General features: G+C 47.3%; 27 protein-coding genes. 15 read left to right on the forward strand and 12 right to left on the reverse strand.

Annotated elements, in window-relative coordinates; translation table 11 throughout:
• Positions 1–11 precede the first annotated feature (11 nt).
• The 6 genes from HH196_RS03015 to HH196_RS03040 all read left to right on the forward strand — a co-directional run bounded on the left by HH196_RS03015 (position 12) and on the right by HH196_RS03040 (position 4,860).
• Positions 12–539 (forward strand): FKBP-type peptidyl-prolyl cis-trans isomerase, encoded by a 528-nt coding sequence (locus HH196_RS03015; RefSeq protein ID WP_248276879.1) that lies wholly within the window; start codon positions 12–14, stop codon positions 537–539.
• A gap of 2 nt (positions 540–541) precedes the next feature.
• Positions 542–1,819, forward strand: coding sequence for a M18 family aminopeptidase (locus tag HH196_RS03020; RefSeq protein WP_169450609.1), 1,278 nt, complete (start codon positions 542–544; stop codon positions 1,817–1,819).
• A gap of 2 nt (positions 1,820–1,821) precedes the next feature.
• Positions 1,822–2,232: a PaaI family thioesterase gene (locus tag HH196_RS03025; protein ID WP_169450610.1), complete on the forward strand. Its 411-nt coding sequence runs from the start codon at positions 1,822–1,824 to the stop codon at positions 2,230–2,232.
• Positions 2,233–2,355: 123 nt separating this feature from the next.
• Positions 2,356–3,699 carry a flavin-dependent oxidoreductase gene (locus tag HH196_RS03030; RefSeq protein WP_248276880.1) on the forward strand — a complete coding sequence of 448 codons (1,344 nt, stop codon included), beginning with the start codon at positions 2,356–2,358 and terminating at the stop codon, positions 3,697–3,699.
• A 1-nt stretch (position 3,700) separates the two neighbouring features.
• The gene (locus tag HH196_RS03035) at positions 3,701–3,997 is read left to right on the forward strand and encodes a Dabb family protein (protein WP_169450611.1); all 297 of its coding nucleotides are present in this window, start codon (positions 3,701–3,703) and stop codon (positions 3,995–3,997) included.
• A gap of 47 nt (positions 3,998–4,044) precedes the next feature.
• Complete coding sequence (locus tag HH196_RS03040) at positions 4,045–4,860, forward strand: alpha/beta fold hydrolase (protein ID WP_169450612.1); 816 nt, start codon at positions 4,045–4,047, stop codon at positions 4,858–4,860.
• A gap of 87 nt (positions 4,861–4,947) precedes the next feature.
• On the opposite strand, the gene HH196_RS03045 is transcribed toward HH196_RS03040, so the two are convergent.
• The 5 genes from HH196_RS03045 to HH196_RS03065 form a co-directional block, all read right to left on the reverse strand.
• A complete protein-coding gene (locus tag HH196_RS03045) occupies positions 4,948–5,934 on the reverse strand; it encodes an aldo/keto reductase (RefSeq protein WP_169450613.1) in 987 nt (328 codons plus the stop codon).
• 131 nt (positions 5,935–6,065) lie between these two features.
• Positions 6,066–6,566 carry a thiol peroxidase gene (tpx, locus tag HH196_RS03050; protein WP_169450614.1) on the reverse strand — a complete coding sequence of 167 codons (501 nt, stop codon included), beginning with the start codon at positions 6,564–6,566 and terminating at the stop codon, positions 6,066–6,068.
• A 93-nt stretch (positions 6,567–6,659) separates the two neighbouring features.
• Entirely contained in the window at positions 6,660–6,854 is a 195-nt protein-coding gene (locus HH196_RS03055; RefSeq protein WP_169450615.1) for a YqaE/Pmp3 family membrane protein, read from the reverse strand.
• A gap of 100 nt (positions 6,855–6,954) precedes the next feature.
• On the reverse strand, positions 6,955–8,136 hold the full coding sequence (locus HH196_RS03060) for an acetyl-CoA C-acyltransferase family protein (protein WP_169450616.1): 1,182 nt from the start codon (positions 8,134–8,136) through the stop codon (positions 6,955–6,957).
• Between the two features lie 118 nt (positions 8,137–8,254).
• The gene (locus HH196_RS03065) at positions 8,255–9,031 is read right to left on the reverse strand and encodes a FadR/GntR family transcriptional regulator (RefSeq protein WP_248276881.1); all 777 of its coding nucleotides are present in this window, start codon (positions 9,029–9,031) and stop codon (positions 8,255–8,257) included.
• A gap of 187 nt (positions 9,032–9,218) precedes the next feature.
• Between HH196_RS03065 and HH196_RS03070 the strand changes: the two genes are divergently transcribed.
• Genes HH196_RS03070 through glcF form a run of 4 tightly spaced genes read left to right on the forward strand, consistent with a single transcriptional unit; the run spans position 9,219 to position 13,457 of the window.
• On the forward strand, positions 9,219–9,650 hold the full coding sequence (locus tag HH196_RS03070) for a heme-binding protein (RefSeq protein ID WP_248276882.1): 432 nt from the start codon (positions 9,219–9,221) through the stop codon (positions 9,648–9,650).
• Between the two features lie 30 nt (positions 9,651–9,680).
• Entirely contained in the window at positions 9,681–11,180 is a 1,500-nt protein-coding gene (locus HH196_RS03075) for an FAD-linked oxidase C-terminal domain-containing protein (protein ID WP_169450617.1), read from the forward strand.
• On the forward strand, positions 11,173–12,237 hold the full coding sequence (gene glcE, locus HH196_RS03080) for a glycolate oxidase subunit GlcE (protein WP_169450618.1): 1,065 nt from the start codon (positions 11,173–11,175) through the stop codon (positions 12,235–12,237). Before HH196_RS03075 ends, glcE begins: the two co-directional genes overlap by 8 nt.
• 11 nt (positions 12,238–12,248) lie before the next feature.
• The gene (gene glcF, locus HH196_RS03085; protein ID WP_169450619.1) at positions 12,249–13,457 is read left to right on the forward strand and encodes a glycolate oxidase subunit GlcF; all 1,209 of its coding nucleotides are present in this window, start codon (positions 12,249–12,251) and stop codon (positions 13,455–13,457) included.
• 22 nt (positions 13,458–13,479) lie between these two features.
• Here glcF and HH196_RS03090 read toward each other — a convergent pair whose 3' ends face one another.
• Together HH196_RS03090 and HH196_RS03095 are read right to left on the reverse strand one after the other, a co-directional pair.
• On the reverse strand, positions 13,480–14,709 hold the full coding sequence (locus tag HH196_RS03090; RefSeq protein WP_169450620.1) for an MFS transporter: 1,230 nt from the start codon (positions 14,707–14,709) through the stop codon (positions 13,480–13,482).
• The gene (locus HH196_RS03095; RefSeq protein WP_169450621.1) at positions 14,706–15,383 is read right to left on the reverse strand and encodes a trimeric intracellular cation channel family protein; all 678 of its coding nucleotides are present in this window, start codon (positions 15,381–15,383) and stop codon (positions 14,706–14,708) included. Before HH196_RS03095 ends, HH196_RS03090 begins: the two co-directional genes overlap by 4 nt.
• A 305-nt stretch (positions 15,384–15,688) precedes the next feature.
• Here HH196_RS03095 and HH196_RS03100 point away from each other — a divergent pair, with 305 nt between their 5' ends.
• Genes HH196_RS03100 through HH196_RS03110 form a run of 3 tightly spaced genes read left to right on the forward strand, consistent with a single transcriptional unit; the run spans position 15,689 to position 18,847 of the window.
• Entirely contained in the window at positions 15,689–17,104 is a 1,416-nt protein-coding gene (locus HH196_RS03100) for a phosphomannomutase (protein WP_169450622.1), read from the forward strand.
• An 11-nt stretch (positions 17,105–17,115) separates the two neighbouring features.
• On the forward strand, positions 17,116–17,907 hold the full coding sequence (gene otnI, locus HH196_RS03105) for a 2-oxo-tetronate isomerase (protein WP_169450623.1): 792 nt from the start codon (positions 17,116–17,118) through the stop codon (positions 17,905–17,907).
• Positions 17,900–18,847, forward strand: coding sequence for a 2-hydroxyacid dehydrogenase (locus tag HH196_RS03110; RefSeq protein WP_169450624.1), 948 nt, complete (start codon positions 17,900–17,902; stop codon positions 18,845–18,847). The genes otnI and HH196_RS03110 overlap by 8 nt, the downstream gene beginning before the upstream one ends.
• A 375-nt stretch (positions 18,848–19,222) precedes the next feature.
• On the opposite strand, the gene HH196_RS03115 is transcribed toward HH196_RS03110, so the two are convergent.
• Both HH196_RS03115 and HH196_RS03120 read right to left on the reverse strand, forming a co-directional pair.
• Positions 19,223–19,990: a sulfite exporter TauE/SafE family protein gene (locus tag HH196_RS03115; RefSeq protein ID WP_169450625.1), complete on the reverse strand. Its 768-nt coding sequence runs from the start codon at positions 19,988–19,990 to the stop codon at positions 19,223–19,225.
• Positions 19,990–20,484: a disulfide bond formation protein B gene (locus HH196_RS03120; RefSeq protein ID WP_169450626.1), complete on the reverse strand. Its 495-nt coding sequence runs from the start codon at positions 20,482–20,484 to the stop codon at positions 19,990–19,992. Before HH196_RS03120 ends, HH196_RS03115 begins: the two co-directional genes overlap by 1 nt.
• A gap of 270 nt (positions 20,485–20,754) precedes the next feature.
• Between HH196_RS03120 and HH196_RS03125 the strand changes: the two genes are divergently transcribed.
• Both HH196_RS03125 and rluB read left to right on the forward strand, forming a co-directional pair.
• A complete protein-coding gene (locus HH196_RS03125; RefSeq protein ID WP_169450627.1) occupies positions 20,755–21,153 on the forward strand; it encodes an H-NS family nucleoid-associated regulatory protein in 399 nt (132 codons plus the stop codon).
• 116 nt (positions 21,154–21,269) lie between these two features.
• Positions 21,270–22,163: a 23S rRNA pseudouridine(2605) synthase RluB gene (rluB, locus tag HH196_RS03130; RefSeq protein ID WP_169450628.1), complete on the forward strand. Its 894-nt coding sequence runs from the start codon at positions 21,270–21,272 to the stop codon at positions 22,161–22,163.
• 56 nt (positions 22,164–22,219) lie between these two features.
• On the opposite strand, the gene HH196_RS03135 is transcribed toward rluB, so the two are convergent.
• The 3 genes from HH196_RS03135 to HH196_RS03145 all read right to left on the reverse strand — a co-directional run bounded on the left by HH196_RS03135 (position 22,220) and on the right by HH196_RS03145 (position 25,453).
• On the reverse strand, positions 22,220–22,798 hold the full coding sequence (locus HH196_RS03135; RefSeq protein ID WP_169450629.1) for a 2-hydroxychromene-2-carboxylate isomerase: 579 nt from the start codon (positions 22,796–22,798) through the stop codon (positions 22,220–22,222).
• 85 nt (positions 22,799–22,883) lie between these two features.
• Complete coding sequence (locus HH196_RS03140; RefSeq protein ID WP_248276883.1) at positions 22,884–23,543, reverse strand: transglutaminase-like cysteine peptidase; 660 nt, start codon at positions 23,541–23,543, stop codon at positions 22,884–22,886.
• 8 nt (positions 23,544–23,551) lie between these two features.
• Complete coding sequence (locus tag HH196_RS03145) at positions 23,552–25,453, reverse strand: LapD/MoxY N-terminal periplasmic domain-containing protein (RefSeq protein WP_169450630.1); 1,902 nt, start codon at positions 25,451–25,453, stop codon at positions 23,552–23,554.
• Positions 25,454–25,548: the final 95 nt, after the last annotated feature.

Genomic DNA, 25,548 nt, shown 5'->3' on the forward strand with positions numbered 1-25,548 from the left:
GAGTTACGGTTTTGCGAGTATTTGGTCTACTTCTATGTGTCACCCTCTTGGCCGGTTGTGATGGCTCTTCTGAACACCAACCTATTGAAGATAAAGAGGCCTTCCGTCAGTCGCTTCTTGAAAAGGCGTTGAACGATGATACGCGCAAAGCGGGTAATGAGTTTTTGGCAAATAATCTGAAACAACCGGGCGTGCAGGTGACTGCATCGGGTCTTCAGTATCGCATCATTACGGATGCGACGGGTGCTAAGCCAGCCCGTGATCAAATCGTTGAGGTGCAGTATCAGGGGCGTCGAGTGGATGGCGGTATCTTTGATGCAACCGCTGAGGGTAAGTCGATCAAGTTTCCTCTCAATCAAGTTATAGATGGCTGGCGAGAAGGGCTTTCAATGATGAGTGTTGGCTCAGAGTGGGAGCTTTTCATCCCTGCCGATTTGGCTTATGGCGCACGCAGTCCAAGCGTTGATATTCCAGCCAACTCGACAATCATATTTACAGTTAAGTTGCTTGGTATTTCAGATGCAGGAGCACAGGAGTAATAATGGATCTTCAAAATTTTAATCAGCAGTTGATCGATTTTATCGCTGATAGCCCAACCCCGTTTCATGCAGTTGAGAGTATTAAATCTCGCCTTGATGCTGCCGGTTTTAGTGAGCTTCTTGAGAGTGACTCTTGGAGTGTAAAGGCAGGTGAAGGTTACTACCTTGTCCGTAACCAGTCATCGATCATCGCTTGGCGTCAGCCTGAATCCTTTGATGCCGGTATCCGCATGGTGGGTGCGCACACTGATTCTCCTTGTTTGCGCGTAAAACCGACTCCAGAACTGTACCGCTTCAACTATCAGCAGTTAGGTGTTGAGGTATATGGCGGTGCGCTACTCAATCCATGGTTCGATCGTGATCTATCACTAGCTGGTCGTGTTACCTGTAAAACTGCGGCTGGTGATTTGGTCAACAAGTTGATCGACTTTAAAGATCCAATTGCTGTGATTCCAAGTCTTGCTATTCATATGGATCGTGAAGCGAATGATTCACGTACTGTGAACAAACAGCTGCATCTGCCGGTTCTTATGGGGCAGGGTGAGGATAAGATGGATTTCCGTGGACTACTAAAAGCACAACTGCAGAAGCAGGGTGTTGAGGTAGCACAGGTGCTCGATTACGAACTCTCTTTTTATGATACCCAGCGTCCGGCTTACATAGGTTTGAACCAAGAGTTTCTTGCATCGGCACGATTAGATAACCTACTGAGCTGCTATATCAGTCTACAAGCTTTAATTGCGGCTGATAAAGGCCAGGCCCAGATGTTGATCTGTACTGACCATGAAGAGGTTGGGAGTGCTAGTGCTTGTGGTGCACAAGGGCCTATTTTATCCCAGTGGTTGGAGCGTCTAGTACCAGACAATGAACTACGTAATCGCTTGATTACACAGTCTGTGATGATCTCTGCTGATAACGCACACGGTATTCACCCTAACTATGCAGATCGTCATGACGAGAACCATGGGCCATTACTCAATAAAGGGCCTGTGATTAAGATAAACTCTAATCAGCGCTATGCAACCAACAGCGAAACCTCTTCGCTATTTCGTGATATTGCGCAGGAAGAGTCTGTTCCAGTTCAAGCATTTGTTGTGCGATCTGACCTGGGCTGCGGAAGTACGATTGGGCCGATCACTGCATCTGAAGTGGGTGTACGCACTGTTGATATTGGTGTTCCCCAGTTTGCAATGCACTCAATCCGTGAAATAGCAGGCAGTGAAGATGCTCACTATCTGTTCCGCATTCTTAAACGTTTTTATGTACGCGCTAAGGTTTAACAGTGATTCAGACAGTTGAAGGTTTAAATCAGTTTCTAACCGAACATTTTCCACAAGGTGAGGGGTTTGGTTATGTTGAAGAGGCTGGTGATGGTTGGGTATTAATGCGCCTTACTGTTGCCGATAGCCATCTACGTCCGGGCGGTACAGTGTCCGGACCTACCATGATGGGTATGGCAGATGTCGCTATCTGGTCGGCGCTCCAGACTAAAATTGGGCCATCCCCCATGACGGTTACGGGTAACTTGAATATCAACTTTTTGAGTAAGCCTGAGCCTGTTGATATGTTGGCTCGAGCACGTGTGCTGCGAGTTGGTCGTCGCAATGGTGTGGGCGAGTGTTATATCTACTCAGGCAGTGAAGACTCAATGGTAGCGCATGTTACCGCGACCTATTCGATTCCTGCTAAATAGTCTTCACACGATCTCTCGCTCTCTCCCAAAAGCCGCCAATCTGCTCTAGAGATTGGTGGTTTTTATCCCTCTTATACTTAGGTTTCAAATTACCTCGGTTTTATAGGCGTAACGCTGCTTAACATGCTAACGTTACGCGCCTTATTACACGCTATAGAGATTCAAGATATGCGCCCACATTCGCAGCAAAAAACCAACCAGAAACCAGTAGTTATAGCCGGCGCTGGTATTGGCGGTTTATCGCTGGCATTAACCCTTCAACAGCTCGATGTTCCTTGTTTGATTTTAGAGTCTGTTTCAGAGCTAAAACCTTTAGGTGTTGGTATCAACCTACAACCCAATGCTGTTCGAGAACTGTTTGAGATGGGCATCACTGCTGAACAACTTGATAAGGTTGGGGTGAGAACCCAAGAGTGGGCGCTGGTGGGTCGTAACGGGCGTGAAATCTATGCTGAGCCGCGTGGCGAAGCCGCCGGTTATAACTGGCCGCAATACTCAGTTCATCGTGGTCAGTTGCAGATGCTGCTTCACGATACCTTGATCAGTCGCGGGGGTGCAGATTCGCTTAAACTGGGTTTTAAAGTTGTCAGTTACACAAATCATACTGAAGGTGTATCGGTTATCGCAGAATCGAAAAGTGGCGAGCGTTTAGAGATAGAAGCCTCGCTTCTTGTTGGTGCAGATGGTTTGCACTCAAATGTGCGTGCTCAGATGTACCCTAATCAACCAGAGCCTCACTGGAGTGGTGCGATTATGTGGCGTGGCGTCACTATGGGTAAAACACTCCGTACGGATGCTTCATTTATTGGTCTTGGTCATCACGATCACCGCTTGGTTGTCTACCCAATTTCACAACCAGATGAGAATGGTCTCTCTGTCATGAACTGGATCGCAGAGATTACAGTCGATACAAAACAGGGCCTACCGACCGGCGACTGGAACCGTAAAGTTGAGCTTGAAGATTTCCTGGAGCACTTTGCTGATTGGGATTTCGATTGGTTGGATGTGCCTGCAATGCTTAAAGGTGCAGGGGATATCTACGAATACCCAATGATTGACCGTGATCCAGTACCAAGTTGGGTTGATGGTCGTGTCGTATTAATTGGCGATGCAGCACATGTTATGTACCCGGTGGGTTCAAATGGTGCGAGCCAGGCGATTGTTGATGCGCGTGAATTAGGTGCTGCGTTTATTGCACATGGTGTCGGTGTTGAGGCGATTAACGCTTACGATCAGAAGATGTGTGGTCCTATTTCAGCTCTAGTGCTGCGCAATCGTGGGTCAGGTCCATTTGGTCTGCTGCGTGAAGTAGATGAGCGCTGTGGCGGTGATTTTGAAGAGATCAGCGATGTAATTAGTCAGCAGGAGATGGATGAGTTCATGCATAACTATAAATCTGCTGCGGGTTTTGCCATGGAAGCGCTCAATGCTGCTCCATCAATCATTCCTGAAGGGGCGAAGGTTTAAGATGTTACAGCACTACATCACACTGAAGTTTAAAGAGGGTACACCCGAAGCACATCGCGATGAGTTTTGTCGTCGCATGTTGGCTTTGCAGGAGAGTATCGATGAGGTTAAAGAGATTCAAATAGGTCGCGATATCGTCAATGAGGCGCGCTCTTGGCATCTACTTATAAAGTTAGTTGTAGCAGATATTGATTCTCTTAAACGTTATCAAGCGCATCCTGAACATCAGGCACTCATTGCATTTAATGGTCCATATGTGGATGTGATAGGCGTAGTTGATTTTAATAACTTTATATAATTTCAATAATTTAAGCTATCTTTCTATTCTGATTTATGAGCAATACGATGTCCTTGGATACAATTAAAAATAACAAAATCAATGTTGAGACCTATGGCTCAGGAGATCGTAAGGTCGTTGCGCTCCATTGTGCGCTTGGTCGCGCAGCGAGTTGGAAACAGTATGGTGCAATGTTCGATAGCGAAATTACGCTAAAAGCTCCTGATTGGCCTGGTCATGGTAAAAGTGCACCTTGGCAAGATACAGGACTAATGCGTATGACCGCTCGCGATATTGTTGCAGAGTTGGTCGGCGATGAGTCTGTTGATCTCGTTGGGCACAGCTATGGAGGAATGGTCGCACTCGAGTATGCTGCACGCAATCCAGAGAAAGTGCGCTCGCTAACACTCATTGAGCCAATCTATCTTGCTGTTGCTGGTGAAGATGACCGCCCTGTATTAGATGACTACCTAGCTCAGATGCAGCCCCATTTTGATGCCCTTGCAGAGGGTCGCAATAAGGAAGCTGCTGAAATCTTTATGGATATCTGGGGTGGCGGTACACGCCTAGCGGATCTTCCCGAACCTGCACAGGTTGGACTGTCACATCAAATTCCAGTTGTAGATGCCTGTAAGCCTGGTGATGAAACAGGGGTAGAAGAGCGAGATACTTTAGCCCGTTTATCTTCACTCGAGATGCCGATGACTATGATCTATGGTGAGAAAACTCTGCCTGTTGTTAAAACAGTAATGACGGGATTGAAGGCACGTATGCCTCACGCGGCACTCGTTGAGGTGGCGGATGCTGCCCATATGGCACCAATGACGCACTCAAAAGAGATTAGTGAACAACTACAAGCGCTATGGGCATCTGACGTCGCTTAATAGTTGTTTTAATTGGTCTGAATAAAAAATGGCGTGCAGCTCTTCACTGCACGCCATTTTTGTTTTTCTATAGGTTTTTCTAGAGAGTTAAGCGAACTCTTCAGTATCTATCTCAACCTGTTGTGCTGCGCTGTAACGCTCACCCGCAATAGTTGATCGGTTAATAAGCTGTTCCAAATCTGCGACTATATCAGCACCTAGCGTAACCTCAGTAGCGCCAAGGTTATCACGCATGTGAGATACGAAACGGGTACCAGGAATAGATACGATCGATGGGTCTTTAGCGCGGATCCAAGCCAATGCAAGTTGAGCTGGTGTGCAGCCAGCGCGCTCAGCTATCGCTACGTACTCTTTCAGTAGCGCTTTGTTCTGGCCGAAGTTCTCAGGATAGAAACGTGGCATTGCACGACGAATATCCTTATCCGCTAGTGCGTCCACATCATCGATAGTCAGACTTAGGAAACCACGCGCTAGAGGGCTAAAAGCGACAAAGGTTACATCTAGCTCACGGCAGGTATCGAGTACTGCGATCTCTGCGTTACGAGTCCAGAGCGAGTACTCAGTCTGAATAGCAGCTACTGGGTGCTCTTTGTGAGCGCGACGCAAAGTTTCAGCAGACATCTCTGATAGGCCGTAGTTGGCAATCTTACCTTCAGCAATGAGATCCTTCATTGCGCCTGCGCTCTCTTCAATTGGTACATTGGCGTCCAAGCGGTGAAGGTAGTAGAGGTCAATCTGTTCTGTCTGAAGACGGCGTAGGCTCGCTTCACACTGTGCTTTAATTGTCTCTGGACGGCCATCTAATGCTTTGCCTGTTTGTGGGTCTACGTAGAGAACACACTTGCTGGCTAGGAATACTTCATCGCGGAAGCCTTTAATCGCTTCACCAACCAGTTTCTCATTCTTACCGCCGCCGTATAGTGTCGCTGTATCGTAGTGGCGGTAACCCATTTCAAATGCTTCACGGAATCCCTTAATTGCTTCATCGTCTGCAACAGGTGTGTTGTAGGCGTGGGACATATTCATACAGCCGAGGCCAATTGGGTTATTTCGTAGCATCGAAAGCTTGCTCATTGGAATTCCTTAAAGCGTTATAACAATAGTGGGTGCAAGGGTAACAGGGAATGGGGAATTATTGTAGAAGGGAGGTAGCAGGGAGGTGACTGTCCCAGAGGGGGAGTCACCTAAAGATCTTATCCTGCAGCTTAAGATTGCGCTGCAGCTAACGCAGCTTCGTAGTTAGGCTCTTGCGCAATTTCAGGGACTAGCTCGCCATGAATGATCTTGCCATCACGAATAACAACCACTGCACGAGCTAGCAGGCCTTTCATACCAGAATCGATAATCTCAACACCAAAGGTCTTGCCGAAATCGCTGTTACGGAAGGTCGATGCATTGCTGACCTTCTCTAGACCCTCTGCGCCACAGAAACGTGACTGTGCAAAAGGTAGGTCTGCAGATACGTTTATCACTTCAACACCAGCAACGTCGTTTAGTTTTGCATTAAAGGTACGAACAGAGGTCGCACAGGTTGGTGTGTCGATGCTTGGGAAGATATTTAACACCACAGTTTTACCGCTAAGATCAGCAAGGCTGAAGTCCTGGAGGTTTGCACCTGTGAGTGTGAAGTTAGGGCATGCGCTACCGGTTGCTGGTAGGTCGCCACAGGTATTTAACGCTTCGCCGCGTCGTGAGAGTAGTGCCATGGTAGAGCTCCTTTCTTAAATAACACTTTGTGTACGCAGAGCTTGCCAGCAAAGATCTCACAAAGCGACGAATAGTTGTTTCGTTGAGTGATTTTATTCACTCGCGCCCATCGCTTGTTTAATTTTCTGGTCTGTTTTGTATTGGCTGAGCGCATATACGGACCAAATGGCTGCTGGAATCCAGCCGATTAGAGTTAGTTGTAATATGAGGCAGATGATGCCGGCAAAAGGGCGACCGATGGTAAAGAATTGGAGCCAAGGTAGTAGAAGGGCGAGTAACAGTCTCATAAGTTCTCCTTTGTGTAATGGATATCTTAACTGTAGTTCATGGTTAGAAATTTGCGCGAAAAAAAACCGGCTGCTGCCGGTTTTTTTAATGGATCTTTGATTAAACGCGTTCGAAGATAACTGCGATACCCTGACCACCACCGATACACATGGTTACAAGTGCATACTTGCCACCAGTACGGTGAAGTTCGTAGATCGCTTTAGTTGCGATAAACGCACCAGAACAGCCTACTGGGTGACCAAGTGCAATTGCACCACCGTTAGGGTTTGTCTTATCTGCTGGTAGACCTAAGCCTTTAGCAACTGCAATAGCTTGAGCCGCAAATGCTTCGTTCGACTCGATCACATCCATATCTGCAATTGTTAGACCCGCTTTCTCTAGGGCTAACTTAGAAGATGGAATAGGACCTTCACCCATTACATCGTTTGGTACGCCGGCAACTGCGTAAGATTTGATCTTAGCGATCGCTTTCTGACCATTCTTTGCAGCAGTCTCTGCGTCAGCAAGTACAAGGAATGCCGCGCCATCGTTAACGCCTGATGCGTTACCCGCAGTCACTGTGCCATCTTTTTTGAATGCAGGGCGCATTGCACCAAGCTTCTCTACAGTTGCACCTGGTTTTGGATGCTCGTCGGTATCGAAAACCACATCGCCTTTGCGTGTTTTGATAGTGATAGGAACGATCTGCTCTTTGAAGCGACCCTCTTCAATTGCGATCGCTGCACGACGCTGAGACTCAGCAGCAAATGCATCTTGCTCTTCACGAGTGATGTTCCATTTTTCAGCAAGGTTTTCTGCAGTGATACCCATGTGGCCAGCGCCGAATGGGTCGGTAAGTACTGCAACCATCGCATCGATCATTTGAGTGTCACCCATGCGCGCACCGGAACGCATAGCTGGTGCCATGTATGTACCACGTGACATCGATTCAACACCGCCACCAATACCGTAGTCACAATCACCAAGCATGATCTGCTGAGCAGTTGATACGACAGCCTGTAGGCCTGAAGAACAAAGACGGTTAACCGCCATCGCCACAGATGACATAGGGAGACCCGCCTGGATAGAAGCGACACGCGCTACGTACGGGTAGCGGCTCTCAGTAGGGATACAGTTACCTACAGTCACATAGTTGATCTGGTTAGGATCTACGGCTGAACGGTTAACTGCTTCTTTCATTACCTGGCCAGCTAGCTCAGCAGGCTCGATAGAGCTAAGGCTGCCACCGAAGGCACCAATTGCTGAACGAACAGCACTAAGAACGACTACTTCACGTGTCATTTGCATATCTCCTTATGCGTAATTTATTTCGCGTAACACGAATATAGCTAGAAAATGCGACAAATGCATGAATATGTCGATTAGACTTGAGCATTAGAGAGGTGCACAAATGGCGCAGTTATTGGACCTTTGCTTGGGTGTTAAGACGGCGCATCTCTGCGTCAAAAGCCACCTGAAGCGCTTCACGAACGTGGCGGACATGGTCCATTGCTGCAGTTCGCGCCCAAGCTGCTTGCCCTGTACTCACCGCTTGGTAGATCTCACGGTGGTGCTTTTCAATGAGGTGCTTAAAGCCTTCCTCTTTGTCGAAGTGGTCTACCGATGCTTCAACACTAATAAGAGTCAGCTCTTTTAAGCTTGAGAGGGTATGGATCAATACTGAGTTGTGTGAGGCTTCGATTATACGCCTATGAAAATCGTGGTCGAGTGAAGCGTCCCATTTGGGTGATAGATTCTCCATCGCTTTAAACGCTTCTCGAATTCGGTGCTGATCACGGGCGGTGGCACGCTGTGCTGCAAGGAAACAGGCCTGTCCTTCTAGCTGTTCACGCACTTCAAGAATCTCTATGACGGCCTTTGGATCATGCCCAAAAAGGTTCATGACTGCTGAGTTCGATCTCTTATCGGTGAGGGCACATGAGACGAATGAGCCGCGGCCATGGTGGGTCTCAATAATTCCTTTGCCGGAAAGGATATGGAGTGCTTCACGCACAATAGCGCGAGATACTCCAAGGCGAGTTGATAGGGCGCGCTCTGATGGAATCTTCGCTTCCGGACCTAATTCGCCATCAGTAATCATCTTGTGTAGATAGTTGGTTACAGAGGCTACTGCTGTTGAGCCATGTTCGATCATAGATTTCGCCATTCGAAAGGTTTTGGTCAGACCAGTTTGCACTTTTTCTCGTTGATCCCCAATGTTTACTTGGGGTTGAATATCATTTCCTGAGAAACGGCGCTTGCTTAATCAAATTTGTACTTAGATTACTGCTGGTCATACCACTATGTAAAGCGATCTTTAATACTGTACAAAGTCCGAAAGAACGGATGTGTTATCCGGTCTAACCACTGTTAGATGGAGTTGTATGATGATTGAGATTAAGCGTTTAGATATATCAGATGCACGTTTGTTAATTGCTGGTGCCGCTCAGAAGGCTAATGAGATCGGAGTGCCGATGTGTATAGCTATTACCGACGAGTCGGGCAACCTGGTCGCCTTTGAACGTATGGATGGCGGTAAGATTACCAGTGTAACGATTGCACAGGACAAAGCGTTTACGGCTGCAGCAGCGCGTAAAGCAACTCACGAGTATAACGCCGCATGTACGCCGGGCTCTCTCGTGTTTGGTATTCATACTTCTATGGGTGGTCGTCTATGTGTAGTAGGCGGTGGATATCCGGTAGAGATTGATGGACAGGTTGTGGGTGGTATCGGTTTAAGTTCCGGTACCCCGATGCAAGATATGGAGTGTGCGCAAGCCGGACTTGAGTATTGGCTTGCAAACCGTGGAGCGTAAAGTTCCTTATTAAATTGTTTGGAGAGCGTAATGGAAGCATTGAACCAAACTAGCCGTTTAGCAACGCGTCAGCGATTGGCTAAGCAGTTTAGTTCGATCATTGATCCACATTATGTCATCAGTGATTCAGAGACCCTGAAGCCTTATGAGTGTGATGGACTTTCAGCTTACTGCGAAGAGGCACTGTTGGTTGTTCTGCCAGAGACGGTAGAGCAGGCGCAGCAGGTATTAAAAGTGTGTCACTCTGAGGGTGTGCCAGTCGTGGCGCGCGGTGCAGGTACCGGTTTGTGTGCTGGGGCCATGCCACATGGTGATGGTGTTGTACTCTCCATGGCAAAGTTCAATCAGATTCTTGAGATTGATACCGATGCTCGAGCTGCTCGTGTGCAGCCGGGTGTGCGTAACCTTGCCATCAGTGAAGCGGCGGGTGAGTTTGGTCTCTACTACGGTCCAGATCCATCCTCACAGATCGCTTGTACGATTGGCGGTAACGTTGCTGAAAACTCAGGTGGTGTTCACTGTCTGAAGTACGGTCTTACTGTTCATAACCTGCTTAGCATTCAATTTCTAACCATGGAGGGCGAGCTGCTCACGATTGGTTCTGAGGGATTGGATAGCTGTGGTATGGACCTTATGGCGCTGTTTACTGGCTCTGAGGGTCTTTTGGGTGTGGTAACCGAGGTTAGGGTTAAGTTGCTCCCTAAACCAGAGCGCGCTCAGGTGGTTGTGGCAGGTTTTGATTCTGTTCCTAAAGCGGGTGATGCTGTTGGTCGTATTATTGCTGAGGGGATTATCCCTGGCGGCCTTGAGATGATGGATGGCTTTGCGATTCAAGCTGCTGAAGATTTTGCTAAAGCTGGTTATCCCCTGGATGCTCAAGCACTTTTGCTATGTGAGGTTGATGGTACGGATGAAGAGGTATCGGAACACATTGCAGCAGTTGAGAGTCTATTCCGTCGATTAGGGGCAACCTCTGTACGTACATCGCAGAGTGAAGAGGAGCGAGCGCGTCTATGGGCGGGCCGAAAATCAGCATTCCCAGCGGTGGGTCGTATCTCACCAGACTACTACTGTATGGATGGCACGATTCCACGTGGCCAGCTTACCCATGTGTTGTTAGAGATGCAGAAGATGTCTGATTATTACGGTCTTCGCGTGGCGAACGTATTCCACGCTGGCGACGGTAACCTCCATCCTCTGATTCTATTTGATGCAAACGTACCGGGTGAACTCGAGCGAACTGAGGAGTTTGGCGGGAAGATTCTTGAGCTATGTGTTGAAGTTGGTGGCTGTATCACCGGTGAGCATGGTGTCGGCTACGAAAAGCTTCGTCAGATGCCTGCGCAGTTCAACGATGCAGAGATTGCACAGTTCCATAAAGTTAAACGTGCATTTGACGCTAACGAGCTGCTCAACCCAGGTAAAGGTATTCCGACGCTTCGAAGCTGTCAGGAGTATCGCTCGCTTGATATGAACATTACGCCAAACGCGGCAGTACAACAGACTGCTGAGGGGCACTCACATGACTGATTTAACGCAACAGATTATTGAGCAGGTTAAAGATGCTCAGGCCGCGAATGAGACAATCAGAATTCGTGGTGAAGGTACCAAAGATTTCATGGGTCGTGCTGTTGAAGCAGACCGTGTTCTAGAGGTTGGTGGCCACAGCGGTATCGTGAACTATCAGCCTGTTGAGCTGGTTTTAACCGCACGGGCAGGCACTCCGTTGATTGAGCTTGAATCAGCTTTGGCTGATGAAGGGCAGATGCTTGCGTTTGAACCGCCTCGTTTTGGCGGTAAAGCGACATTAGGTGGTACTTTGGCTACCAACCTCTCTGGTCCTGGTCGCCCTTGGTGGGGTTCTGTACGTGACCATGTGTTGGGTGTGAATCTAATTAATGGTGAAGGCGAGCGCCTTCGCTTTGGTGGCCAGGTTATGAAGAACGTGGCGGGTTACGACATGTCTCGTCTTCAGGCTGGCGCTTTTGGTGCACTTGGTGTGATGACTGAGATCAGCCTTAAAGTTCTTCCAAAGCCAGCAACGACTCGCACTCTGAAGTTCGCTATGGATCAGGCAGATGCGATTGCACAGATGAATAAATTTTCTGGGCAGCCTAAGCCGATTACTGCCGCGTTTTGGGCTGATGGACTACTTCATGTTCGTCTAGCAGGTGCGGGTTCTGCTGTTGATGCTACCGCTAAGTCTTGGGGTGGCGAGGAGATAGATTCGGCTGAAGCCACTAAACTTTGGCACAAGCTTCAAGATCGTCAGCTGGCGCTTTTTGAGAGCGACACTCTGTGGCGTTTCTCTGTTCGCTCTAATGCCGAGGCGTTTAAGCTCGACGGCGACAGTCTTATCAACTGGGGCGGTGCAGAGCGCTGGTATAGCGGTGATCGTGATTTTGCTGAGATGGTCAAACTTGCTGAAGCAGCAGGTGGTCAGGTTTCGCTCTACAAAGGCGGTGATCGTCAGGCTGAAGTGATGCACCCGATGGCGAAGCCGATCGAAGCGCTACAGCAGCGTATTAAACACTCAATTGATCCAAATGGTCTGCTAAATCCAGGCCGTGCTTACAGCTGGTTGTAGGAGTTGCCCAGATGAAAACGGATATCGTTCAACACTACTTGGCAACACCAGAAGGGCAGGAAGCGGAAGATATTCTGCGTACCTGTGTCCATTGTGGCTTCTGTACAGCAACCTGTCCTACCTACCAAGAGCTTAACGATGAGCGAGATGGCCCGCGTGGGCGTATCTATCTCATTAAACAGCTGCTTGAAACTGACGAAGTGACTGAGAAGACTCGTACGCACCTTGATCGCTGTTTGACTTGTCGTAGCTGTGAAACAACCTGTCCATCAGGGGTTCAATATGGTCGCCTTATTGATATCGGTCGTGGCATCGTTGAGAAGAAACTGGATCGCCCAATTGGTGAAAAGATGTTGCGTTGGGGGCTGCGCCAAGTGCTTCCGTACCCAAACCGTTTTGGACCTTTGCTCAAGATTGGACAGGTGTTTAAACCTATAGTTCCAGGTGCTTTAGGTAAGAAGATTCCTACCAAGCGTACCGCTTCACCTTGGCCGGCAGAGCGTCATGCGCGTGTCATGATGGCCTTGGCGGGTTGTGCACAACCGAGTGCGGCACCCAATACCAACGCGGCTACTGCGCGGGTTTTGGATAAGCTTGGAATTACTCTTGTTGAAGCGCCACAAGCGGGTTGTTGCGGTGCTGTGAATTATCACCTCTCTGCTCATGAGGCAGGACTCAACCAGATGCGTCAGAATATTGATGCATGGTGGCCAGCCATTGAAGCGGGTTGCGAGGCGATAGTTATGACAGCTTCAGGTTGTGGTGCCATGGTGCAGGATTATGGCCATCTGTTACGTGATGACCCAGCTTATGCAGAGAAAGCCAAGCGTGTGAGCGAGTTGACCAAAGATATTGGTGAGATTCTTCTTAATGAGGATCTTTCGCCGCTTGCCCCCAATACTGGCAGCGAAAAGATCGCTTTCCACTGCCCATGTACACTTCAGCACGCTATGAAGCAGAGTGGCGTGGTTGAGAAGGTGTTAGCGCGTGTCGGATATGATCTTGCTAAAACTAAGGATAAGCACCTCTGTTGTGGATCGGCGGGTACCTACTCGATTTTGCAGCCAGAGATTAGCCAGAAGCTTTTGGCTAACAAAGTGAAAGCGCTGACTATCGATGAACCTACTCAAATCGTGACAGCTAATATCGGTTGTCAGCTTCACATCGAGACAGCTTCACCTGTTCCTGTTAATCACTGGATAGAGCTACTCGATCGTTAGCCTATAGAAGGGCTATGCATTTCTAACGTGACTCTTCAGTCTCTGGATTGACCAAGTGGTCTCTATTCCAGAGACTGGGGAAGAGCGGAATCCAAATAGCGACCATCAAAAGGGTGCCAACGCCTCCGAGAAGAATGGATGGAACGGCACCGATCCAAGCGGCTGCTAAACCTGATTCAAATTCACCCAGTTCATTCGATGTAGAGATAAATAGCGCATTTACAGCGCTTACTCGGCCACGCATCTCGTCAGGTGTCTCATCTTGCACCCAGGTAGCGCGAATAATCACACTGACCATATCTGCAGAGCCAAGCAAAAAGAGCATGGCTAGTGATAACCAAAGTTGATCTGAGAAGCCAAAAACAATTGTTGCTAAGCCAAAAACGCCAACAGCGTAGTAGAGAATGCGACCTGAGTTACGTTTGATTGGATATCGCGCGATTAGCAATGACATCAAGACTGCACCTACCGCAGGCGCACTTCGAAGGAGACCTAGTCCCACTGAATCTGTTTCAAGAATATCGCGCGCAATCATTGGCAGTAGGGCAGTAACACTGCCGATCAGTACAGCAAGTGTGTCCAAAAGCAGCGAGCCGAAAATCAGCTGGTTGCGCCATACAAATCTGAAGCCATCAAATAACGCGTTCTTTTTAGCGTTGCTCTGAAGACGTTCAGGTTGAGATTCGATAAGTCCTGCAAAGGTTAAAACAGATAGTAGGGATACAAGTGAACATAAAAAGTAGAGCGTTTCAGAGCCAAAGATGTAGATAACACCGCCCAGAGCTGGGCCGATAATAGTCGTAGCTTCTCGTCCAGAGGCGGTAATTGTCTGCGCTTGGGCATGGTTGGCACGTGATACCAGATTGGGAACAATGGCTTGTGAGGCTGGCATGTTATAGGTCTGGGCGATACCTAAGAGTACACAGGCAAAGTAGATCACATACTCATTAATTGAGTTGGTGTAGCTCGTATAACTGAGCATCAGCATCGCAATGATGGTGATGCCGCGCCCCCACATTATGATCTTAACGCGATTGAAACGGTCGGCTACTGATCCCGCATGAAGGGTCAATATTAGTTGAGGTAGGTATCTCGCTAGACCAACCCAGCCTAGCGCCATCGCACTTTCAGTAATTAAATAGACCTGCCAGCCGAGCCCGACAAGTAGCATTTGAATCGCAAGTTGAGAGCTTATCTGTCCGAGTAAGAACTTAACAAAAAGAGGTGTTCGTAACAGAGATGTATGGGTCATTTATCGCTGTCCGAGCGGGTGTTACGAGCCTCTTCGTTACTCTCAAGTCTATGTCCGGCATCAATGAATTTAGGTAATCGAAGGTTGCCGAAAATGGCAGCTAATCGAGTTATAAATATGACTGCCATTGCGATGTAGGTGAGCATAACAGGGTTGATGTGGCTCTGACCCAAGACTAAAACTGATGCACCTAGAATGGTGCAGGTTGCATAGAGTTCGCCATCTCCGCCACCAAGTACCATTGGGGTTTCGTTTGTTAGTACGTCACGAATCAATCCACCCACTACACCAGTGATACACGCCATCATTACTACAATAACCGGCTCATATCCGAGCATCTGCGCTTTTTGCGCACCAATAATCGCAAATAGAGACAGCCCGGCAGCATCGAGTATGAGAAGTAGACGTCTCGGGTAGCGAAGGTATCGTGCCAGGATAAAGGTCGACAGCGAAGCGATAACTGCTGTCCAAAGATAGCGTGTGTCTTCTAGCCAAAAAGTTGGGTTAGGGGAGATGGTAAGGTCTCGTACAGTACCGCCACCCAGTGCAGTGACCACCCCAAGCACTATGACTCCGAAAATATCGATGCGTTTACCGGTCGCAGCTAAGGCGCCAGTTATTGCAAACACCACGGTACCTAAAAGCTCTGCTGTAAAAAGTAGATTTTCGAACACACCAACATCCTGTTTAGTTCGGAATGGGATGAAGCAGAGATTACCATCTGCCTGATCGTTGAAGCTACATATTATACCTGCTTTGGCGAGGGGTAGAGCAAGGCAAGAGATGTTTGAAAATAGAAGGGACTTGCAGCTTTTATATCACTCTAAGCAGCAGTGTGCGTTATGATGTGGCCCAGTTCTAAACGTTCAGTTTTGTAATTATGGCTGCAGTATTGGTACGGTTTGTGCATAGATGAGAACCTGTACATGAGTGTAATTGTTACAAAATTTGATAAAACTGCAGAAATGAGTGATTTGAGATGCAATTTAAGATTTCAGAAGCGGGTGTAAAATTTGGTACCTCGGGTGTGCGAGGGTTGGTTACGGATCTAACTGATCGCGTCTGCTATGGCTTTGCTAAGGCGTTTTGGCAGGCCTGTGGTGAGGGGGAAGTCGTCGTTGTTGGGCACGATTTGCGCCCTTCAAGCCCTGAAATAACACAGGCTGTCATTGCAGCGCTATCTGCTGAAGGATTGCGTGTTATCTATGTTGGTGCGCTTGCAACCCCTGCAATTGCATACTATGCGGCTACGTTTAATGCCCCAGCGGTTGTAGTAACAGGTAGCCATATTCCATTCGATCGTAACGGCATCAAGTTCTACAACGCTAAAGGCGAAATAGGTAAGCGCGAAGAGCAGGCTATTGCGACCGCAACTGTTGATGTTCCTGAAGCGATCTCCTTGAAAGCGCTTCCTGCTATCGATGCTGGTGCAGAACAAGCCTATTTGGCTCGCTATCTCGACTTCTTTGGATCAGATCTTTGTGATGGGTTACGAGTTGCTATATACCAGCATTCAAGTGTTGCACGAGATTTAATTGCCAAGCTATTTGAACAGATGGGTGCTGAAGTTATAGCCCTTGGTAGAACAGAACAGTTTGTCCCTATTGATACAGAGGCGGTGCGAGCAGAAGATCGTAAACAGGCTAAAGTATGGGCCAAAGAGGGTGACTTCGATCTGCTCGTCTCTACCGATGGTGATGCGGATCGTCCTCTTATCGGTGATGAGCGAGGAGATTTTTTACGCGGTGATATCGTCGGTGTCTTAACGGCTTACTTCTTAGGTGCGGATACTGTTGTAACCCCTGTGAGTAGTAACACAGCGCTTGAGAAATCTAACTGGTTTAAAGAGACGCTACGTACGCAGATTGGCTCTCCTTATGTGATAGCGGGTATGGAGCAGGCCGAAGGGGTAGTGGCAGGTTTCGAAGCGAATGGTGGCTTTTTGCTTGGCTCAGATTTGAGTATCAATGGTAATTTACTCAGCGCACTGCCTACGCGTGATGCGATACTGCCAATGCTAGCCATTATCGCACTCGCTATTCAACATGAGACACCTGTTAGTCGACTGACTAAGTTACTGCCGGCGCGTTTTACAGCAAGTGATCGTATCCCAGAAATTCCTACTGCGTGGAGTCAAGAGCTGCTTGCAAAGCTTAATGCAGGTGATGTTCATTTTAGCTCTCTTGTAGAGGGTGAGCAGAGTGGCATTCAAACGGTTGACCAGACCGATGGCTACCGAGTTACATTCACTTCTGGAAATGTGGTGCATCTTCGCCCGTCGGGCAATGCCCCTGAGCTGCGTTGTTACGCGGAGAGTGATAACGAATCAACTGCTGAAGCCCTTTGCGCAGGCACTCTAAACTGTGTTGCTGAGCTTTATAAATCCAGTATTTAAGGGGATAAGCTGTGCTTAAATTTGCTGCAAACCTTTCGATGATGTTTAACGAAGTTGAGTTCACGGAACGGTTCGCTCGTGCGGCAAATGCCGGCTTTGAACAGGTTGAGTACCTGTTTCCTTATGAATACTCAGCGAGTGAGATTAGGTCTCGTTTAGATAACGCGGGTTTAACGCAGGCGCTATTCAATGCAAGTGCGGGCGATTGGGAATCGGGTCAGCGCGGGTTTGCGGCGGTTGTTGGTACTGAAGATCAGTTTCGCTCAACCATTGAGGAGGCTTTAACTTATGCTGAGGTACTGGGTAATGAGCGTATCCATGTTATGTCGGGCATCCCTCCAGAAAATCAGGCTCCAGAGGCATCTTTAGAGTGCTACCTAAATAATCTGCAGTGGGCAACTGAGCAGGCTCAATCAGTTGGTGTGCGTCTGATGATAGAGCCTATAAATAACCGCGACATGCCTGGTTATTTTATGAATCACCCAGACTTAGCTATCAAGGTGCTTGAACAGTTAAATAGTCCAAATGTAGCGCTACAGTTCGATTTTTATCACACGCAGATTATCTGTGGCGATATCGAGACACGCCTCAAAGCCTACTGGTCATATATTGATCATATTCAAATCGCATCTGTGCCATCGCGCAATGAGCCAGACAGGGGAGAGCTTAACTTTGACTACCTGTTCAAGTTGCTTGAAGCAAAAGGGTATAAGGGCTTCGTCGGATGTGAGTACCGGCCTGCTGGTGATACTGAAGCAGGATTAGGTTGGTTCAAAAATCTTAGAGTGAACAGTCATGGCTAAAGTTAAAGCACTGCAAATTGCTGGGTTAAGTAAAGATCTGCAAGGCTGGTTGGCAGAGCTTGTAGATCTCACAGTGCTGCATAAACAACCTGATAGAGAGCAGTTTCTTAAAGAGCAGGGTCAGCAGTTTGAAATAGTCATTACCAATGCTGGGCGTGGTTGTTCTGAGGCACTCATGGCAGCACTGCCTAATCTTAGGGTGATATTTGGTTGGGGTGTTGGTTACGACAAAGTAGACCTCCCCGCCGCCAAGAGCCGAAACATTGCCGTTACAAACACACCCGATGTTCTGAATGAGTGTGTTGCTGATATGACCCTGGCCATGATTTTGACGCAAGCGCGCCAATTGATTGAGTCAGAACGTTGGCTACGTGCAGATCAGTGGGCTGCCACAGGCCAAACACCTATGGGGCGCAAGGTGACGGGTAAAAATCTTGGAATTGTTGGTCTGGGTCGTATAGGGGTTGAAGTTGCTAAGCGCGCAGAGGCCTTCTCTATGCCTATTCGATATCACAATCGCTCGCCACGCCAAGATGTTAATTATCCCTATGAGAGCTCGCTCCTAGAGTTAGCTAGATGGAGTGACTACCTTGTTCTGCTCTGTCCGGGTGGTCCTGAAACAGATGGTTTGATTGGTCGAGAGGTTCTTACAGCGCTTGGTAAGAGTTCAGTTCTAATCAATATCGCTAGGGGATCTGTGGTTGATCAAGATGTGTTGGTCGAAATGCTACTAGCAGGAGAGGTTGGCGGTGCGGCACTGGATGTATTTACTGATGAGCCAAACTACCCGAAAGAGTTGCTAGAGCTAAGCTCTGTGGTGATGTTTCCACATATAGGAAGTGCAACTGAAGAGACCCGTACAGCGATGTCGCGTTTAGTAGCGGATAATTTGGAGAACTATCTTAAAACCGGCGAACTGTTAACGCCTGTCGAGTTTTAGTTTTATTTCACATAAAGGTCACCGCCCCTGCGGGGAGGTTCCTACAGGCACATAAGAGAATCATAAGGTTTTAGTGTGTAGGAGGTTTCCCAAAGGGATGCCGACTTCCTAGGGAACCTGCGAATAAGTCCATGGCATCTCAGGCTTACAGTCAAATACATCATCAAGGCGTGTTTTCGATGGCCTAGCGGGCTAAGTCGAGAAAGCACAACACAGAGGATGGATTTGACTGTAAGCCCCGAAGGGCGGGCCCTGCAATAGGCATCTACGGCGTTGCTTCTCTTGCTAAGGGCTACAGCCATTAGCGGCGAAAAGCGCCTTGTATCTGCACATTTCAGGTCTCGCTGAGATACTGTGGACTTGTTCGCAGGTACCCTAGCCTGCAATAAAGAAATAACCAGTAATGCCAGTACTTGCGACAATGATTGCCCTGCGCACCCAAATTTGTGGCAGTTTGCGCGATAGGTGACCCGCTAAATATCCACCAATTAATGTGCCGACTAGTAGTGTCAGCATCTCTGGCCAGACAATTAAATCATTCCAGATAAAAAGCACAATTGCACATAATGAAATTGAGCTAGAGTAGAGTAGTTTAAGAGCATTCATCTCGTTGATGTTTTTAAACCCAGCAAGGCTCAAATAGCTCAACGTAATAATCCCTAATCCCGCATTAAAGAAACCGCCGTAAATAGATACGCCAATAAATAACCCCATAATTAATATGTGTTGTATGGTTGATGCGTGTTTATTTTTGTTTGCCCAGTGCTGCAAAGTGGCATTCATTTGATTGCCAAAAATAAAGATGACCGTAGCAAAAAGAAGAAGCCAAGGTATAGCGCCTCTAAATTCAGTATCACTGGTTTGGGTTAATAGATAAGCGCCAACACCGCCGCCTACTGCTGATATGAGTGTAAGTTTCAGTAGTTCACTTTTAGACTGGGTAAACTCCGAACGCAGTGCCCAGGTACCAGAGATATAACCGGCGCAAGCTGCAAAGGTATTACTAGCGTTTGCAGCAATAGGTGGGACACCGACAAAAAGCAGAGTTGGAAAGGTGATAAAACTTCCGCCACCCGCTAGTGAATTGACCACGCCGCCTAAAAGGCCTGCAGCCAAAAGGGTAATTAAATCTGAAATGGGCACTATTTTCTCAATACAATAAATAGGTTGTAGATGGCAGCAAGTATGCTCGTAATTGAGATTATTACTAATGCTTCTGCCATGGTAATACCGCGAATAATTTCAGGGGTATAACCGCAAAGTTCCCAAGGTTCGAATACTGATGGTATCCATTCGTGGAGTGGCAACCAATTCGGAAAAGGAGCGTCCATCGTGCAGCTACCCTCAAACCAGTATCGCTCTATACCAAGAACCATAAAACTCTGGTATGCGAAAACTCCTGTGATACCTACCAGGGCTAAAGATAGAAGCTTTTGTGCAGCTTTGCAGCTAACAGATATACCAGCTATACCAGCGATGAACATCGCTATCAGTGTTGCTCGGATCTGAACACATAGAATGCATGGGCCATAATCTAAAACATACTGGAAGATAAGTGCTGCAGGCTCCAATACCAAGGGAAGTGCGATTGCGAGGTACCAAATTGGGAGTCTTTTAGTGTTGATGAACTTGAACATGCTTGACCAAGGTTGATTGCTAAGATGCCGATTCTACGTTTTCTCTATGTACAACTCCATACCTGAATTCTTGTTTAATGTGGTTCTCATATTTCGTTTTATAGGTTTAGTTGGCTAAATAAGTTTTAATTTATAAACTTATATTGGGATTGGTATTTTAAATATTAAAATCTTATGGTTGTTTTTATTTAAATAATATTATTTCGAGTGTTGATTTATTTTTAAATAAAAGCATAATTCACAGACTAATTTAATATTAATGGATGTGTAATGAGCGATTTTATCAAAACTCTTCTACGTAAAAATTCCCTTCGTAAACAGTGCCAGGGCGCATCTGTTGCTGAATTAGAAAAAGCAGTTGCGGATCTAACTGATCTTATTGAAGAACGTCGTGTTGAAGAAGCGGCACGTGCTGAACAAGAAAAAGCTAAAGTTGAAGCGATCGAAAAGATCCGCGAAACAATGCGTGCTGCAGGCGTTCAGCTGGACGATCTAGTAGGTAATGTTGAAGCACCAGTTCGCAAGAAAGAGGTTAAGGCTAAGTACCAGATTACTGATGCACAAGGCCAGACTCACACTTGGACAGGTCGTGGACGTACTCCTGCAATTTTTGCACAGTACATGTCGTCACGCGGTATCTCAAAAGAGCAGCTACCTAGCGCGAATTAATTTATACTTCGCTTAGGGAATCTGTGAACAAGCCTATTCATGGGCTTATCCGTAGGCTACCTATAGAGGCTCTTCCTCGGAAGGGCCTTTTTTATTTGCTAAAAAGGTTGCGTCACATGACAGATGAAAAGTTACAAAAAGTGTTGGCGCGCTCCGGATTGGGCTCACGTCGTGAGATGGAGCGTTGGATTGAAGAGGGTCGTATCCAGATCAATGATCAGGTAGCGACACTTGGAGATCGAGTTACAGAGAGAGATCTAATTAAGGTGGATGGTCGCCTATTAGAGATCGAATCTGGGCGGCATAAGGCAGCTCGAGTGCTTATCTACAATAAGCCTGTTGGTGAGGTTTGTACGCGTCACGATCCAGAAGGTCGTCCGACGGTATTTGATAACTTACCTAAGTTAAAACAAGAGCGCTGGGTGGCTATTGGTCGCTTAGACATCAATACATCAGGTCTTCTTGTCTTTACGACTGATGGTGAAATCGCCAATAAGATGATGCATCCATCAAGTAACATCGACCGTGAATACGCTGTGCGTGTTCTAGGCGAAGTGAACGATGATATGTTGCAGCGCCTTAAAGATGGCGTATTGCTTGATGATGGCATGGCTAAATTCAGCGATGTACAGTACTTCGATGGTGAAGGTGCCAACAAGTGGTTCCACTGTGTGGTTATGGAGGGTCGTAATCGTGAGGTTCGCCGTCTATGGGAGTCGCAGGGACTGCAGGTTAACCGCTTGAAGCGTGTCCGTTTTGGTCCAGTATTCCTGCCAAGCGATGTGAAAGTGGGAACTTGGAGAGCGCTAGGTCAAAAAGAGGTTAACGTTCTAACAGATGAGTTGGAACTAGAGCGTCGTGTAGTGCCTGCAATTAAACCGGAAGATCTTGAGAAGGTTAAACGCGAATATAAGCGCCAGCGTGCTCGTCAGAACACCGATAAGCCACAAGAGGCGCCTGTTGCTGAGCGTCGCCGCCGTAAGGTGCGGTACGTAGGTAAGCGCGGTTAATCAAGTTTGAACCGTAAATAAGGGGCTATCAGCCCCTTTTTGTTACTTAGCGTCGCTTAGTTGTTCGCTAGTTCAAGCATTTCAGATAAGCGATCCTGACCCCAGAATGGTTCATCATTCACAATGTAGAAAGGGCTACCAAATACCCCTGCATCAATGGCAGCCTCAGTTTCACTATCTAGTTGCTCATCTAACCCTTCAGATGTGCTAAGAAGTTGGGTATCTATATTCAGTGACTGTAGTAAGACAATCAGCGTTTCACGGTCTGAGATATCTAGCTCATCAAGCCAGACTGCTTTTAGAATTGCCTTTGCTAGCGACCCTACATCTGCGCCTGCATCACGCACGGCTAGCAATAGTTTACTTGCTGGGCGGCTATCGACTGGAAAGTGTTTTGGCTGAAAGTTAATGGCAAGGCCGCGACGCGCGGATATACGTTTCAGCTCTGCCATTCGGTAGTCACGGCGCTGTTGTGAGCGTTGTGGAACTGGGACGCCGCCAGTGGCTGCGAACACTTTACCAATATCAAAAGGGTGGTAAACGATCTTGCCCTCTGCTTCGTTCTCCAGTTGATCACCTGCAAGATAGGTGAAGGGAGAGATTGGTGAGAAGTAGTAGTGAATAGTATGACTCATGGTGGGCGTCCTGCCGATAATTGTTTAACTCAGTATACGCTCGCTTTCGTTCTTTTGATCAATCATTTCTCAATATGAAAACCCTCTAGTTTTCGAGTCTTCCCAACATTTCCACCCATAGGCTCAATCGATCAGAACTTCCAACGAACTGGCCTGTTCCGCGCTCTTTAGCAAGCCATAGACCGGTAGCATTGAAGCTGTAGACTGGGATTAGATCCGTACGCAGGTTAGCTGGAACTATCTCTGATTTAAGGTTATCCAGTACTAAGGGCATCTCATTGGGTGCAGGGGAGTAGGTGAGTACCATGTGCGCTTCATCCCAGTTAAGGGCTTTTACGTAGGTGATTCTTAGTTTGCCATCATCAATGCCTAATTCGCGCAGAGTGAAGTACTTTGCTATTGAGTAGTCTTCACAATCGGCCCCGAAGCTCGTGAGCATTTCAAAGGGGGTGGCCCAGTAGTCCTTAGCGTTCCAGTGGTCGATATCGCTCTTATAGGGGATGAGGTTAAAGAACTCATTTACGATCTTGAGTTTCTCATTTTCAGTTTTTAACTGGTTCTCCTCTATGATCGCTTTCATCGCGTTGAGTCGTTTTACAGCACCTTGCCCCCATTTAGATTCGACACGCTGAAGCAGCTCCGGTGAGAACTCAACTAAAGAGGTGCTAGCGGTCACCCAGTGAAGGGTGAGGGTGCTCAATACAATTAGAGCAAGGCTAGCTACATAGCGTTTGGCAGTGTTCACTTAACGTCCTAGTTGAAACCGTTTAGCCCTAGGGATTTTGCAGTATCTCTGTCCGCTTCATTATTGAGCGACTCTGCAAGAATAGGTAGCTCAATAATGTTTGCCATAGAAACAAGTGCCTCAACAAATGACTGTTTGCTGCTATCGCTACTTATCTCCTGGGTATAGTCGCGAGCCAGGCGAACGTAATCGATGTTCGATTGTTTCAGCTGCTCCATGTCGATGAAGCGCGCTTCAAAACGCTTTATCTGTACCTTAGAGTTGAGGCGATGGGCTAGGGTTACAAAACTTTCAAACATCTCGCCTGCCTGGTGGGCAACATAGGAAGAGATGCTAAAGATAATGCGCTCAGCAATGTCGGGACGCTCTTGAAGGGCGTTGAATATCTCGCTGCGAAAACTGTTTGAGTTAATGCTGGCTAGGCTTAGATTTGCTGTTATCTGGGTGTTTTGGTGCTCTTGGCGACCTAATAACTCAATGATCTTGTGCAGTACCTGTTTATCTACCTGCTCAATTACTCCTAACTCTTCGCTCATCGCAATGAAGCTACCCAGTTGTATATCGGTATCACTTGGAAATTGAATTACTGACTCATAGAAGAGTGGCTCATGTGTATTATTGAAGTTATAGGTTGGAAATGCCGTTTGAATGGTAAAGCCGCCTGTACCCAGTAGGTTTTGAATAACCTTGCTCCAAGCTTCCCGTGATCGAACGCTTTTAACCTGAGTGGATAGGGTAAAGGCGTTAGGTCCAATTAGCTTGGCATTCTCATGGGCTTCGCTAGCAGCGGCTATTAGTTCTGATGCTGAGAGCTCGCTCTCAATCTTTAAACAGCCAATATGAGCAACATTGTCGATACCGCGGCCAATGCCAAAAGCGTTAAGTTGTTTGGATAGGTCTTCAAGGAGTGCTTGGCACTGCTCATCTGAATGGAGTTCAGCAATTGCAATAAACTCAGAGCCCAAAAGGCGATAGAAGGTCTCGGTTGATAGCTTATGGTTCAACAGCGTAGTTTGTACAACGGAGACAAACGCGCGAATGTAGTTATCGACCTGTTGAGGTGTTGAGTGTTTTGATATGGCACCAAGCTCGTGAAGTTTTATCAGCATTAGATAGCGTGGATTACGACTTAAGAAACGCTCCTCCATCTCCATCTCAAGTGATACTCGTGTCTCAAGGCCGGTAAGGCTGTCTGTATGAAGTCGTCGTCCAGCCTGATCTAGCTGCTGTTTCAAACGATTAATGGTCTTGCGAACTTTGTTCGACATCTCATTCATAGTTAGTGCCACTTGGTGCATCTCGGGCGAGTTTGGCAGAGGTGTTATCTGCTGGTAGTCACCTTTAGAAATGCTATTAGCCAGCGATTCGATGCGGTTGAGTGGGCGAAGTAGCCATTGGATAAACATTGAGGCGATAAATATCGCTGCCAGCAGTATGGCTAGTGAATAGGTTAGTGTCTCTTTTGCTTGGTTCCATAACTTGAAATAGCCAAGCCCTGGGTGTGTAGTGACGCTTACCACACCGCCAATGACCCAGCCGGTGTTTATTTCTGAACGAGCCTGCATGGTTTGCATCGGTAAGAGGTTGATAAACCAGCTTGGAACAGTTTCAACAGTTGATGCGTTCTGTTTCAACACTAGGTTGTTACCTGCGATATCATCTAGGCGTATCTCTTGATAGAAGCCAGCATCAAAGATTGAATTGACCATAGTCTCTAAGATTGTGTCATCTTTAATGCTGATGTATGGGCTGAGCGATAGGCCAAGAGAAGTGGCTGTATCCTGAGCGTGTATCCTCGACTCATTCTCAAGATAGTCCTTTATATTATTAATACTTAAATAAAAATTAATGGAAAATATTAGGGCGAATATCGCGGATACAAGCAGGATTAGCTGCGAACGAAGGGGCATGATGGCTCCAAACACTTACTTTAATTACAGCGTAGTTCAGTAATTAAGAAATTGTATAATTTTGGATAGCTCTGCATATTAGGTGCCAGAGGTCA

The organism is Marinobacterium sp. LSUCC0821 (assembly GCF_012848475.1).
Classification (GTDB): domain Bacteria; phylum Pseudomonadota; class Gammaproteobacteria; order Pseudomonadales; family Balneatricaceae; genus Marinobacterium_E.